The organism is Martinezella calliandrae (genome assembly GCF_030272695.1).
Taxonomy (GTDB): domain Bacteria; phylum Pseudomonadota; class Alphaproteobacteria; order Rhizobiales; family Rhizobiaceae; genus Rhizobium; species Rhizobium calliandrae.
Genome location: NZ_JARFYN010000013.1, coordinates 1 through 14,389, shown reverse-complemented (window position 1 = coordinate 14,389; position 14,389 = coordinate 1). Strand labels below are relative to the sequence as shown.

General features: G+C 61.3%; 10 protein-coding genes. 5 read left to right on the top strand and 5 right to left on the bottom strand.

The features are described 5' to 3' along the window. The first annotated feature begins 166 nt into the window (after positions 1–166). The 4 genes from PY650_RS12155 (at position 167) to PY650_RS12140 (ending at position 6,946) form a co-directional block, all read left to right on the top strand. Positions 167–1,120, top strand: a complete 954-nt coding sequence (locus PY650_RS12155) for a DUF1402 family protein (protein ID WP_285879508.1) — start codon at positions 167–169, stop codon at positions 1,118–1,120. Positions 1,121–1,167: 47 nt separating this feature from the next. Then, positions 1,168–2,562 (top strand): cytochrome P450, encoded by a 1,395-nt coding sequence (locus PY650_RS12150; RefSeq protein WP_285879507.1) that lies wholly within the window; start codon positions 1,168–1,170, stop codon positions 2,560–2,562. Between the two features lie 89 nt (positions 2,563–2,651). Then, a complete protein-coding gene (locus tag PY650_RS12145; RefSeq protein WP_285879505.1) occupies positions 2,652–4,655 on the top strand; it encodes a hydantoinase/oxoprolinase N-terminal domain-containing protein in 2,004 nt (667 codons plus the stop codon). 119 nt (positions 4,656–4,774) lie between these two features. Beyond that, positions 4,775–6,946 carry a malate synthase G gene (locus PY650_RS12140; RefSeq protein WP_285879504.1) on the top strand — a complete coding sequence of 724 codons (2,172 nt, stop codon included), beginning with the start codon at positions 4,775–4,777 and terminating at the stop codon, positions 6,944–6,946. Between the two features lie 209 nt (positions 6,947–7,155). Here PY650_RS12140 and PY650_RS12135 read toward each other — a convergent pair whose 3' ends face one another. After that, positions 7,156–7,830, bottom strand: a complete 675-nt coding sequence (locus PY650_RS12135) for a L,D-transpeptidase (RefSeq protein WP_285879503.1) — start codon at positions 7,828–7,830, stop codon at positions 7,156–7,158. Between the two features lie 181 nt (positions 7,831–8,011). On the opposite strand from PY650_RS12135, the gene PY650_RS12130 reads away from it, so the two are divergent. After that, positions 8,012–8,548 carry an MmcB family DNA repair protein gene (locus PY650_RS12130; protein WP_285879502.1) on the top strand — a complete coding sequence of 179 codons (537 nt, stop codon included), beginning with the start codon at positions 8,012–8,014 and terminating at the stop codon, positions 8,546–8,548. A 59-nt stretch (positions 8,549–8,607) separates the two neighbouring features. On the opposite strand, the gene PY650_RS12125 is transcribed toward PY650_RS12130, so the two are convergent. The 4 genes from PY650_RS12125 to lhpI form a co-directional block, all read right to left on the bottom strand. Continuing rightward, on the bottom strand, positions 8,608–9,195 hold the full coding sequence (locus tag PY650_RS12125; protein ID WP_285879501.1) for an ActR/PrrA/RegA family redox response regulator transcription factor: 588 nt from the start codon (positions 9,193–9,195) through the stop codon (positions 8,608–8,610). 73 nt (positions 9,196–9,268) lie between these two features. Then, positions 9,269–10,606, bottom strand: coding sequence for an ActS/PrrB/RegB family redox-sensitive histidine kinase (locus PY650_RS12120; RefSeq protein ID WP_285879500.1), 1,338 nt, complete (start codon positions 10,604–10,606; stop codon positions 9,269–9,271). A gap of 2 nt (positions 10,607–10,608) precedes the next feature. Further along, positions 10,609–13,071 (bottom strand): ATP-dependent helicase HrpB, encoded by a 2,463-nt coding sequence (gene hrpB, locus PY650_RS12115; protein WP_285879499.1) that lies wholly within the window; start codon positions 13,069–13,071, stop codon positions 10,609–10,611. Positions 13,072–13,076: 5 nt separating this feature from the next. Next, a complete protein-coding gene (lhpI, locus tag PY650_RS12110) occupies positions 13,077–14,027 on the bottom strand; it encodes a bifunctional Delta(1)-pyrroline-2-carboxylate/Delta(1)-piperideine-2-carboxylate reductase (protein WP_285879498.1) in 951 nt (316 codons plus the stop codon). Between the last annotated feature and the right edge of the window lie 362 nt (positions 14,028–14,389).

The window sequence follows — 14,389 nt, the reverse complement described above, 5'->3', positions numbered from 1 at the left end:
GGGATGCTCTAGTGACGGTATCTTGACATATTAATCACTCGACAGCGGGCCGTTAACTTTTTAGTTAGAGGCCTGCTTCCTTGCGTGCGATGGCTTTATTCGGCCAAGATTGTCCGTCAGTGAGCCGCATTGAAACATCGGATGAAACTTCGATAGGGCAGCCATCGTGCGACGCATTCTGATCACCCTTCTTCTGGCGGTTGTCAGCCTCTCCTTGATACCAGCCTATGTGAATGCGGCAACCATTGTGCCGCCGGGCAATCGCAACGCCGAGCAGCCGCCGATCCCCGGCGCCTCGGTACGCCGCACCAAAGGCACGAATTCGACCTTCGAGCGCAAATACCAGAAGGTCCACGAACTCCTGGCGACCGATACCCGGCTGATGTCGAAGATCAAGTCAACGGCGCGCGCCTATGGCATCGATCCAATCCACATCATCGGCGCGCTGGTCGGTGAGCATACCTATAATGTCGACGCCTATGACGGCCTGCAGTCCTATTATGTCAAAGCCGCCTCCTATGCCGGCCAGAGTTTCCGCTTTGCCTATAATGGCGAAGACGTCGACGATTTTGTCTCCCGGCCGCAATTCGATGCCTGCAAGGGCAAGAAGGATTCCTATAGCCTCTGGATCTGTCGCGACGATGTCTGGGAGAGCGATTTCCGGGGCAAGACGGTCGGCGGCAAATCCTTCCCCAACAATCGTTTCAGCGCCGTGTTCTTCCAGCCTTTCTATGCCGGTCAGACCTTTGGCCTCGGCCAGGTCAACCCGCTAACGGCGCTGGAGCTGTCCGATCTCGTCAGCAGCACGTCGGGTATTCCGAAGCTGGATGAAAAGGATGCCGGGAGCGTCTACAAGGCGATCATGGATCCGGATCTGTCGCTCGCCTTCGTCGCTGCCGCGATCCGCAAGTCGATCGACGATTACCGTTCGATTGCCGGCATGGATATTTCGGGCAATCCGGGCATCACGGCGACGCTCTATAATGTCGGCAATTCCCGCCAGCGCGCTGCCGCGCTCGCCGCCAAGAACCGGGAAGCGGCACAGCCGGTCTGGCCCGAAGAAAATTACTATGGCTGGCTTATCAATGATAAGCTGGACGATCTGAAGTCGCTGCACTAGACTTCGCGAACCGTTGAGAAATTAGGTTTTCGAGGAGGTTCGATCTCATGGACATGATTTCGGAACCCTTCGCTCCGCCAGCCCCGACCCCGCGCACCGTCCCGCCGTCGCGGCTGACGATCATCCGCACCATCCTGCGTAATCCGCTCGAATTGTGGGGCGAGCCTTCCTACACGCTGCCGTGGATCATGACGCGCTTCTTTCGCGAGCACACGCTGATCGTCAATGATCCCGGCCTGATCAAGCATGTTCTGGTCGACAATGCCTCGAATTACTGCATGTCTGAGATTCGCCAGCTCGTGCTCAGGCCGATCCTGCGCGACGGCCTGCTGACGGCGGAAGGCCAGGTTTGGAAGCGCTCTCGCAAGGCCGTCGCGCCAGTCTTCACGCCGCGCCACGCCCAGGGTTTTGCCGGCCAGATGCTGAGCCAGAGCGAAGCCTATGTCCGCAAATACGAGGAGGCAGGCAGTGACGGCAAGGTCTTCGACATAGCCGTCGACATGACCGAACTCACTTTCGCCATCCTCGCCGAAACACTGTTTTCGGGTGAGATCGTCACGGAGAGTGGCCACTTCGCCGACGACGTCAATCAGCTTCTGCATCGCATGGGCCGGGTTGATCCGATGGATCTCTTGCGTGCACCCCCGTGGGTGCCGCGTTTAACCCGCATCGGCGGCCCGAAAGTGCTCGACAAGTTTCGCGGCATCGTCCGCAAGACGATGAATCTTCGTCTCGACAAGATGCAGAGGGACCGCGGGAGCGCTCCCGACGATTTCCTGACGCTGCTCTTGGAAAAGGCCGGCCCCGACGGCCTGACCATGGAGGAAATCGAGGATAATATCCTCACTTTTATCGGAGCTGGCCATGAAACGACGGCCCGTGCGCTGGCCTGGACGCTCTATTGCGTCGCCAATACCCCGCATATCCGCGAGACGATGGAGGCAGAGATCGATCAGGTACTTGCCACCGGCGCCGAACCCGTCGCCTGGCTTGACCTGATGCCGAATGTTCGTGCCGCCTTCGAGGAGGCGATGCGCCTCTATCCGCCGGCGCCATCCATCAACCGCGCCTCGATTGCCGATGATGAATGGATAAGCCCGGGCGGGGAGCGCGTCGAAATTCCGGCCGGGATCACCGTGCTGATCATGCCGTGGACGCTACACCGCCACGCGCTTTATTGGGACAAGCCGCGCGCTTTCATGCCCGAACGCTTCCTTCCGGAGAATCGCGGCAAGATCAACCGCTTTCAGTACCTGCCGTTTGGCGCCGGCCCGCGCGTCTGCATCGGTGCCACCTTCGCTTTGCAGGAAGCCGTCATCGCCCTTGCCCTCATGATGCATCGCTTCCGTTTCGATGTGACTGACAAGACCAATCCCTGGCCGGTGCAGAAGCTGACGACGCAGCCGCAAGGCGGGCTGCCGATGAAAGTGACGAGGCGATAGGAATGTTTTTGACGCATCGCGGCTAGCGGATGGGGTGGGAACGGTGCAATAACAACATTACCTTCCCTTCAAAGGATTAGTTAATCTCCGTGACATCGCATTTCCTGCTCGGCATCGACACTGGTGGAACCTATACCGATGCCGTTCTCTTCCATGAAACCGATGGCGTAGTCGCCAAGGCGAAATCGCTGACCACGCGGCATGACCTGGCCGTTGGCATTGCTGGCTCGGTCGATGCGGTCCTTGCCAAAGCCAATGTCCCGGTTTCGGCGATCGGCCTGGTATCGCTGTCCACGACGCTCGCCACCAACGCATTGGTCGAAGGGCAGGGCGGTCGCGCCGGGCTGGTAATGATCGGCTTCGGTCCTGACGATTTGAAGCGAGACGGCCTGGCCGAGGCGCTGGGATCCGATCCAGTACTTTTCTTGCCTGGCGGTCACAACGTTCATGGCAATGAAAGCCCTCTCGATCTGTCGGCTCTGGAAGAGGCGCTGCCGGAGCTTTCGAAGACTGTTTCGTCCTTCGCGATTGCCGGCTATTTCGCCGTGCGCAATCCGGCTCATGAAGTCCGCGTGCGCAATTGCATTCGCGAGATTTCCCATCTGCCGGTCACCTGCAGCCATGAACTCTCCTCCAAGCTTGGCGGCCCGCGCCGGGCCTTGACGACGCTTTTGAATGCCCGGCTAGTGTCGATGATCGACCGGCTGGTCGGTGCCTGCGAAGGGTTTCTGGCCACGCGTGGCATTACGGCGCCGATGATGGTGGTGCGCGGCGACGGCGCGCTGATCTCGGCCGCTGAAGCAAAGCTTCGTCCGATCGAAACCATTCTGTCCGGACCAGCGGCAAGCCTTGTCGGCGCGCGCTACCTGACAGGTCTGGACGAGGCCGTGGTTTCGGACATTGGCGGCACCACCACTGATGTCGCCGTTATGGAGGCTGGCCGGCCACGACTCGATGCCGATGGCGCCGTTGTCGGCGGCTATCGCACCATGGTCGAAGCGGTCGCCATGCGCACCTATGGTCTCGGCGGCGATTCCGAAGTGAAGATCAACGATCGCGGCCTTGTCGCCACTTTTGAACTCGGACCGCGGCGTCTGCTACCGCTCAGCCTCATCGCCCATACGCACGGTCAGGCTGTCATTGGCGTGTTGGAACAGCAGCTCCGTGCCCCGCATCTCGGCCGCAATGGCGGCCGCTTTGCCGTGCGCACCGGCGTGCCAGATCATTTGGCGAGCGGATTGTTGCCGCTAGAGCAAACCCTGTTCGACAAAGTCGGCTCGGTGCCCCTTCCGCTCGACCAGCTTCTGACGTCGACATCGCAGAAAGCGACTCTCGATCGCCTTGTCGCCCGCGGCCTTGTACATCTCTGCGGTCTGACGCCATCGGACGCCATGCATGTTCTCGGTCGGCCGAATCAGTGGAATGTGGAAGCCGCTCGGCTAGGCCTGGCGCTGGTAATGCGGCTGAAGGACGGTTCCGGCCGCCCGATTGCCGAATCTATAGAAGAGCTGGCCCAAAATATCGTCGATCGGCTGACCCGGCAGTCCGCCGATGTCATTCTGGCCGCCTGCCTGGCGGAGGACGGCGTTAACCATCTCGATCCAGCCAAGTCGATCTCGATCGACCGCGCGCTTCGCCGTGCACGGGGCATCGCCCGTTTTGCCGTTTCGCTCGATCGTCACCTGGTCGGCCTCGGCGCTTCCGCGCCGGTCTATTACCCTGCCATCGCCGCCATGCTGGCGAGCGAGAGCGCCATTCCGGCCGATTCGGATGTGGCCAATGCGATCGGCGCCGTCGTCGGCCAGGTCCGCACCAGCGCCACGGTATTCGTCACCATGCCCGAGGATGGCATCTATATGCTAAACGGCGCGGGCGAGACTTTGCGATTCACCGACAAGCAAAAGACGTTTTCTCTGGCGCGCGAGCGGGCAATTGAGGTCGCGACGGCGCAGGCGCGGTTGAATGGTGCCACGGACCCCGTCATCGCCATGGACGAACAAGTCGATGCGCCGGAAATCGAGGGCAATCGCAAGCTGGTCGAGGCCCGATTCATCGCCACCGCGAGCGGTCGCCCGCGTATAGCGGCAGGCTGATTAATTCCGGAAAAGCACAAATCTTTCGAACTATTGCAAAATTGACGGAAAGCGAAACCGCCCGCAAACTGGCAGCATGAAGAAATTGGGCCGTAGGACGGCGGTAAGGAGTGATGGATATGGGCCGAATTGACAAGAACGGGCTTCAGATCGAACCGGTGTTGTATGATTTCCTCGTTAAGGAGGCCCTGCCGGGCTCCGGCATCGATCCGGATACCTTCTTTGCCCACTTCTCGGAGATCGTGCACGACCTCGCTCCGAAGAACCGCGATCTGCTCGCCAAGCGCGACCGGATGCAGGCTGCTCTGGACGACTGGTACCGCAAGAACGGCGCGCCGGTGGGCATGGCCGCCTACGAAGCCTTCCTGCGTGAGATTGGCTATATAATTCCCGAAGGCCCGGTCTTCTCGGTCTCGACCGCCAATGTCGATCCCGAAATCGCTTCCATCGCTGGCCCGCAGCTCGTGGTTCCCGTTATGAACGCGCGCTATGCGCTCAACGCCGCCAACGCCCGCTGGGGCTCGCTTTACGACGCGCTCTACGGCACCGACGCGATCCCTGAGACCGATGGCGCCGAAAAGGGCAGGGGCTACAATCCGAAGCGCGGCGAAAAGGTCATCGCCTGGGTGCGCGATTTCCTCGATACGGCTGCGCCGCTCGCCGGCGCGAGCTGGAAGGATGTCACCGGCCTCGCCGTAAAGGACCGTACTCTGGCGATTGAAACCAAGAGCGGTGCCACGGCTTTGGCCGATGTTGGGCACTTCGCCGGTTATCTCGGCGATGCGGGCGCGCCTTCGCATGTGCTGCTTCGAAACAACGGTATCCACATCGAGATCGTCATTAACGCCGGCACCGATATCGGCAAGGCCGATGCCGCCGCTATTTCCGACGTCCGGCTGGAATCGGCGATCACCACCATCATGGACTGCGAAGATTCGGTCGCTGCCGTCGACGCCGAGGACAAGGCCGAAGTCTATCGCAATTGGCTCGGTTTGATGAAGGGCGACCTGACGGAAGAAGTTTCCAAGGGCGGCAAGACCTTCACCCGAAGCCTCAATCCAGACGTGACCTATACGGCGCCCGATGGCTCAAACTTCGAGCTGCATTGCCGCTCGCTGATGCTGGTGCGCAATGTCGGTCACCTCATGACCAATCCGGCGATCCTTGACCGCGACGGCCACGAAGTCCCTGAGGGCATCATGGACGCCATGATCACCGGCCTGATCGCGCTCTACGATATCGGACCGAACGGACGGCATAAGAATTCTCGCGCCGGCTCCATGTATGTTGTCAAGCCGAAGATGCATGGCCCGGAAGAGGTGGCTTTTGCCGTCGAGATCTTCTCGCGTGTCGAAGATGTGCTCGGCATGCCGCGCAACACCATCAAGATGGGCATCATGGATGAGGAGCGCCGCACCACCGTCAACCTCAAGGAGGCCATTCGCGCCGCCAGCGAGCGCGTCGTCTTCATCAACACCGGCTTCCTCGACCGCACCGGCGATGAGATCCATACCTCGATGGAAGCCGGTCCGATGATCCGCAAGGGCGATATGAGGCAGGCGACCTGGATCGCTGCTTATGAAAACTGGAACGTCGATATCGGCCTGGAATGCGGCCTGTCCGGCCACGCCCAGATCGGCAAGGGCATGTGGGCCATGCCTGACCTGATGGCGGCGATGCTGGAGCAGAAGATCGCGCATCCAAAGGCCGGCGCCAATACCGCCTGGGTGCCGTCGCCGACGGCCGCGACGCTGCATGCGACGCATTATCACCGCGTCAACGTCGCCGAGGTCCAGCGGGGCCTGAAAAGCCGCGCGCGCGCAAAGCTTTCCGATGTTCTCTCTGTACCGGTCGCGCCCCGCCCGAACTGGACGCCGGAAGAAATCCAGCGCGAGATCGACAACAATTCCCAAGGCATCCTTGGCTACGTCGTTCGCTGGGTCGATCAGGGCGTCGGCTGCTCCAAGGTGCCTGACATCAATAATGTCGGCCTGATGGAGGATCGCGCCACGCTCCGCATCTCGGCACAACATATGGCCAACTGGCTGCACCATAAGGTCATCAGTGAGGCGCAGATCATCGAGACCATGAAGCGCATGGCGGCAGTCGTCGACCAGCAGAATGCTGGTGATCCCAACTACATCGGCATGTCCGGCAATTTCGATGGCTCGGTCGCCTTCCAGGCCGCCCTCGATCTCGTGCTCAAGGGCCGTGAGCAGCCGAACGGCTATACCGAGCCGGTCTTGCACCGTCGCCGTATCGAGCTGAAGGCAACGCAGGCGGGGCGATAGTACGCTCGTGACATTTTGCGGCGAAGGAGTTGGCAGAATCGCCTCTCCCCTCGGGGGGGAGGGCGGACGAGGGGTGTCTCCGCCAGCACCCTCTCCGCCCTTCGGGCACCCTCTGCCCGAGAGGAGAAGGGGGATTGCTACGAACGCAAACGAAAAGCCGCCGGACGTTTCCATCCGGTGGCTTCTTCTTGCATTCCCAGTGCCAGCGATTACTGGATCACGACAACCTTGGTGCTGTGACCTGGCAGAACACGATTATAGAGGTCGATCACGTCCTGGTTCATCAGGCGGATGCACCCCGAGGAAGCGGCGGTGCCGATCGAAGCCCATTCCGGCGTGCCATGCAGGCGGAACAGCGTGTCCTGGCCCTTTTCATTGTAGAGATACATAGCACGGGCACCGAGCGGGTTCTCGAGGCCCGGGTTCATGCCGTTGTCGACATATCTCGCAACGTCCGGACGACGCTCAGCCATTTCCTTCGGCGGATGCCAGGTCGGCCATTCCTGCTTCCAGGCGACATATGCCGTCCCCGACCAAGCAAAACCCTGCTTTCCGACGCCGATGCCGTAGCGAACGGCTTCGTTATTGCCGAGAATATAGTACAGATGGCGCTCGCGCGTATTCACGATGATCGTGCCCGCAGCTTCGTCAGACTTGTAAGAGACGATTTGGCGGCGGAACTGCGGCTTCACCTTTTGGATCGGAATTGCCGGCAGTTGGAAGCCGTTGTCACTCGTGACGCCATAGTCATCATCGAATGTCTTGATGGTGTCGGCGGCGGAGTTGGCGGTAGCGGTCGGCGTGGCTGCGGCAGTGGTGGCGTAACCAGCCGTGGCAAGCGTTGCGACAAGGCCGAGTGCGGTCATAGCATTGCGGATGCGCATGGAAGTCTCTTGGTGAGTTGTGACAGGGAATGGGGATGGTTTCCACCATCTTTGACTATGGTTTATTTTCCATTAAATTTAGCTTTGCAAGCTGATGCGGTGCCACTTAAATAGCTCCGCCGCGCAAATTAAAGGGAGATGGTTTTTTTGCAACAACGCTTGCTAGTCTCCGAGGCAATTCATGACGATTTTGAGCGTTTACAATAACAATCCGTTAATAGACGGTCGCCAGTCAGAACGGGCGATGCTTGTACGCAAGGGTGTGCAACTATTACTGCACGAGATGCGCCATGCCGTCTTGCCGGAATTGCCGCTCGCAAGCGGCCGCCGCGCCGACCTCATAACGCTCTCCGAAAAAGGCGAGATCTGGATCATCGAGATCAAATCCTCGATCGAGGATTTTCGCGTCGACCGCAAATGGCCAGATTACCGCCTGCATTGCGATCGCCTCTTCTTTGCCACACACAAGGACGTGCCGCTCGATATCTTCCCGGAAGAGTGCGGGCTTTTCCTGTCGGACGGCTATGGTGCGCACATGATCCGCGAGGCGCCGGAACATCGCCTGCCGCCGGCCACGCGCAAATCAGTGACGCTGAACTTCTCCCGTGCGGCCGCCCAGCGGCTGATGCAAGCCGAATGGGCGACGGGTAAAGATTTTACCTTCTCCCCTCGGGGAGAAGATGCCCGAAGGGCGGATGAGGTGGCAGCGGAGCTTTAACTCCGACCGTTTCTCGATCCGCGCGCACCGCCCGGCTTCTCCTTAGGCGAAGATATTTTCTATTTCGGCGCGCGCTTGGCGAGGATGCGCTGCAGCGTGCGGCGATGCATGTTGAGACGGCGGGCCGTCTCCGAAACGTTGCGCTCGCACATTTCGTAGACGCGCTGGATATGCTCCCAGCGCACCCGATCCGCCGACATTGGATTTTCCGGCACCTCGGCCTTTTCGCCCGGGCGTTGCGTCAGGGCCGCATAGACGTCGTCGGCATCAGCGGGCTTGGCGAGATAATCGAGAGCACCGAGCTTCACGGCCGTGACCGCGGTTGCGATATTACCATAGCCTGTCAGGACGACGATATGCGTGTCGTCGCGGCGCTGCCGGATCGCTTCGATGACATCGAGGCCGTTACCGTCACCGAGACGGAGGTCGACCACGGCATATTTCGGCGGAGTGGCCTTGGATTTGGCGACGCCTTCCGCCACCGATTCCGCCGTCTCCACCAGAAAGCCGCGCGTCTCCATGGCGCGCGCCAGTCGGCGCAGAAAAGGTCCGTCGTCATCGACGATCAGCAACGTCGCATCCGGGCCGATATGGTCCGCCACGTCTTTGGCCCCCCCGTGAGGGTCGGTGAGCTCTTTATCCGTCATTATTTTCAATCCCGGCGGTTGACCGCCTGCATAGTCCTATTGCCTTAACGACCGGTGTTTTAAGCCGTGAAAATCATTTTGTCGAATTACTGTCTATCAACATTCGAGGCCATTCGATGCGGATGCGCGCACCTGGCGTTTCCGGATCGCGATTGCCGAAGGTAAGCGTCGCACCCGATCGTTCCAGCAGAGTTTTTGCGATGAACAGCCCGAGCCCGAGGCCGCCGGCTGTGTCGTCACGCTGTCGTGTCGTGACATAGGGCTCGCCGATCCGCGTCAAGATGTCGGCGGAATAACCGTTGCCGTCATCCTCGATCACGATGGTCAGCGTATCGGGGTCGTATTCCACTGTGACCGTCACTTTCTTTCGCGCGTAGTCGACGGCATTTTCGATGAGATTGCCGAGCCCATACATGATGCCGGCATTGCGGTTCAGCACGGGTTCGCCGGCCCGCGGGCTCTTTTCGATCAGCTCAAGATTGATGCCGAATTCCCGATGGGGCGCGATGATTTCCTCCATCATCGACGACAACGTCAGCCGTCGCATATGCGCCTCGTCTTCGGAGGAGAGCGTCGTCAGCCGCCGCAGGATATCGCGACAGCGTTCGCTCTGGCTGCGCAGCAGCGCCACGTCCTCGCGGAAGCGATCGTCATGGCTGAGCTCGCGCTCCATCTCCTTGGCGACGACGCTGATTGTTGCCAGCGGCGTGCCCAGTTCGTGGGCGGCAGCGGCGGCAAGCCCATCGAGCTGCGACAGATGTTTTTCCCGCTGCAGCACCAGTTCCGTTGCCGACAACGCGTCGGCGAGCTGCGTCGCCTCCATGGAGACGCGATAGGCATAGAAGGCTGCAAAGGCCATGGTCGAAGCGATCGAGCACCAGACGCCGAGCTGCATCACGCTATGGATGTTGACTTCGACGCCGCCGTACCAGGGAAGCGGAAAGGGTGAGAAGGCAAGCCCGGTGATGCAGATCATCGCCAGCACGATCAACGTCATGCTGTAACGGATCGGCTGCGAGGCGAAGGATATGATGACCGGCACGCAGACCAGCGCGGAAAAAGGATTGGCAAGCCCGCCGGTGATCAGAAGCAACCCGCAGAGCTGCAGAAGATCGAGGCCGAGCAGCGCAAAGGCGGCCGGCGGCTCCAGACGATGCGTCGGCGGATAGCGCAGCGTCAGGAAGAAATTGATCCAGGCAAGGCAGGCGATCAAAACGCCACAGGCCAATAGCGGCATGGGAAATTTCAGCCAGAAGGCGACGATCATCACCGTCACCGTCTGGCCGCCGACCGCAAGCCAGCGCAGGCGCACCAGCGTCTGCAGCCTGAGCCGCCGGCTGGTGTGGTGATCGTCCTGCGGTTTGGCGTCCGCATCCGGCATCCTGTCCAATCCCCTGAAGAACCTGGCCATCCTCAGGTACCACGCGGCTTGGCTCTTGTCGTCGGCAAAGCATCCGCTGGGTCTTCTGGCCACGGATGCCTTGGGTAGCGTCCGCGCATATCGGCACGCACGTCCTTCCATGACCCGGCCCAGAAGCCAGGCAGATCGCGCGTCGTCTGGATCGGCCGGTGGGCCGGCGACGTCAGCTCCAGCACCAGCGGCAACCGGCCGCCGCCGATGGCCGGATGCTGCTTCAATCCGAATAGTTCCTGAACACGGATCGTCAGCAGCGGTTCCTCGCCCTCATACTGGATTGGATGGCGCTGGCCGGTCGGTGCCTCGAAATGTGTCGGCGCCATTCGGCCGAGGTCGCGCTGCAGGTCATGCGGCACGAGCGACATCAGCCCGTTGGAGAGGCCGCTCGCCGAAATGTCGGACAGGCCGCGCGCGTCCGTCTGGAAGGGTGTGAACCATTCCTCGAGCCGCGAAAGCAAGGCCTCATCGCTCATATCAGGCCAGGGCTCCCCGATCGTGCGATGCAAGAAGCCGATTCGTTCGCGCAATTGCGTCGCCTCTTTCGAAAAAGGCAGTACTCCGATCCCGAGCTCGCGAATGCCATCGGCCAACGCTTTCGCCGCCTGTTCGCCGGATGGCCGGGGCAAGGGTGTTTCCTCGAAGACGATGGCGCCGAGCCGGGTGACGCGTCGTGCCCGTACCTGACGGCTGCCCCTGTCGAAGATGCTCTGGTCTTCCGTGCGAATTTCGCCCGGCAGATGCTCCTCGACGTCGGCACGTGAAACGTCCGCCGCCGCCAGGATACGGGCTTGGGCTGCCCGGCCGGTCAGATCGGCAATCACCAGCATCTGCGAACCGGACAGGCGCTCCGTCTCCGGCAACTCTGCGCCGCGCCCGTTCGCCATCACGAAGCGTCCGCGGCCGCCGCGCTGCAGCGCAATGCGGTCGGAGAAAGCATGCAGCAGCAATGATCCGGCCAACACTGGCGCCGCCACGGCCTTGCTTTCACCCGCCGCCGCCGCGAGCCTACCGGCCAGCCGGCGCGCCGCCTCGGCCCGTTCACCCTTTTCCGTCTTGAACCGCCGAAGGCGTTCTTCCAGATCGACGCTCTGCCCGCCCAACCCCTGTTCCGTCAGCAGCACGGCTAGTATCGCCGCCTCCCGTGCCTGACCGAACTCGGCCGCCGAGATCACCATGGCCGAAAGCCGCGGCGGCAGGGCGAGATCGCGCATCAGGCGCCCGCGCGCCGTCAGACCGTTTTCGGGGTCTAGTGCCCCCAACTGGCGCAGCAGCGCCCGCGCCTCTGCGAGTGTCGTCGCCGGCGGCTGGTCGACAAAGGCAAGGGTAGCTGGGTCCTGCACGCCCCAGTGGGCGAGATCGAGCGCCAGGCTGGAAAGGTCGCTGGACAGGATCTGCGGCGGCGTGAATGCAGGCAGCGCTGCAGTCTGGCCCGGGTGCCACAGCCGGATTGTGATACCCGGCTCCGTTCGTCCCGCGCGGCCGGCGCGCTGATCGGCGGAGGCCCGCGACACCCGCACTGTTTCCAGCCGGGTAATGCCGGTCGATGCCTCAAAGACCGGCAGCCGCTGCAGGCCGCTATCGACGACGATGCGCACGCCGTCGATTGTGATCGACGTCTCGGCGATCGACGTCGCCAGCACGATCTTGCGCGTGCCCTTCTGCGCCGGGCGGATCGCCGCATCCTGTTCCTTCTGGCCGAGATTGCCGTAAAGTGGCGCGATCACCGTTTCCGGCGCCAATCGGCCCGCAAGTCTTTCCACGGTACGGGTGATTTCCGCCTGCCCGGGCAGAAATGCGAGGATCGACCCCTGTTCCGTCGCATGGGCGTCGAGGATAGCACGCGTCACTGTGTCCTCGATCCGTTCGCCGGCCGGCCGGTCCTGATGGCGGATCTCGATCGGGAAGCTCCGGCCCATGCTTTCGATGACAGGCGGATGCTTGAGAAGTGTGGCGACGCGTTCGACATCGAGCGTCGCCGACATGACGAGGACGCGCAGATCCTCGCGCAGTGCCGATTGCACGTCGAGCGCCAGTGCCAGGCCGAAATCCGCGTCGAGCGAGCGTTCGTGAAATTCGTCGAAGATGACCGTGGAGACGCCGGACAATTCGGGATCGTCGAGGATCATCCGCGCGAAGACGCCTTCGGTCACCACTTCGATGCGAGTCTTTGCCGAAATTCTGGCGTCGAGCCGCATGCGATAGCCGACCGTGTCGCCCACTTGCTCGTTGAGCAGCGAGGCCATGCGGGACGCTGCTGCCCTTGCCGCCAGCCGCCGTGGCTCCAGCAGGATGATCCGGCCGTCGCAGCGCCAGCTTTGACCCAGGAGGTAAAGCGGCACTAGCGTCGTCTTGCCGGCGCCGGGAGGAGCCGACAGAACCGCGCGCCGTTCTTCCGCGAGTGCCGTGCCGATATTGGCGAGCACATGCGAAACCGGCAGCTCAGGCAGCGAAGATATCATGCGTGTCACGCCTGCTTGCCCTGTGCATGTTCATAGGCAAGGATCGCGCCGGCGAGATCCTCCAATGCCGCGCCCACGGATTTGAACAGGGTTATGTCGTCATCATTTGTACGCCCCGGCCGCGTGCCCCGTATGAGCTCGCTGAGCTCGGCATGGATTGCGTCTTCCGTCAGCACACCGCTTTTCAGTGGCTGCACGATATCGCCGGCTTCCTGTGTTGCCCCCGCGCGCGTATCGACGAAGACCCGCGCGCGCCGAATCGAATCGTCATCGGTCTCGCGCATGTCAGGCTTGAAACCGCCAACCAGATCGAGGTGCGCGCCGGCCTTCAGCCATTCGCCCGGGATAACCGGTGTGCTCGACAACGTGCCACAGGAGATAATGTCGGCACTGCGGGCTGCCGTTTCCAGAGCGCTAACCACGCTGACGTCCAAACCAAGCGCACGCGCTTGGTCCGCCACCTGTCGCGCTTTGTCGCGATCGCGCCCCCACACGCCGATCCGCTTCAACTCCCGTCCTTCGGCATGCGCCTGAATCAGGTTGAGCGACAGCCGCCCTGTACCGCAGACAAGCAATTCTTCTGCGTCCGCGCGTGCGAGATAGCGGGCCGCCAGTGCCGAGGTGGCGGCGGTGCGCCGTGCCGTGAGCTCGCCGCCGTCGATCGCCGCCAGCATCTCTCCCGTCCTACCGGAGGAAAGCAGATAGGTTCCGAAGATCGCGGGCAGGGCGCGTGCGGCATTGCCCGGAAAAACCGAAACCATCTTCATACCCATATATTGGCCCGGCAGCCAGGCCGGCATCAGCAACAACGTCGCATTGCTTTCGCCGGGCACCTCGATGTCGTGGTGGTGCCGCACCGGCATGACGCAATCTCCGGCAAACATCTTGGCGATCGCCGCTATCAGCGCGGGCCAGGCCAGCGCCAAACGTGTCTGCTTTTCATCGAGGACCAGCATTGTCGGCTCCTTCATTGCTCAGCCTCTATTAGGTCCTGGGCTAGGAACTGGCAATTGCTTGTGCGTCATGGCGTCAAGCCGGTCCCGGAATCCGATGGTTCGCACTCCCATCTCTCTCCAGCAGACAGATTCTCTGACGACACGTAAAATAAATCCAGAAAAGGCCTCTTATGAGGGCGATTTTCCCACCAAACTATATCAACACACAAATACCTCTGTAAAATCAATAAGATATAAAAATGTCAGAATTTTTACAATGTGGGTGTTGACTATGCTCTGGGGGTGGGTCTATAAGCCCGATCACTGACGAGGGCGGCGGCGCTGCTGGCGACGAAGTCTCTCGCTCTTAAGTTTCCTGGATT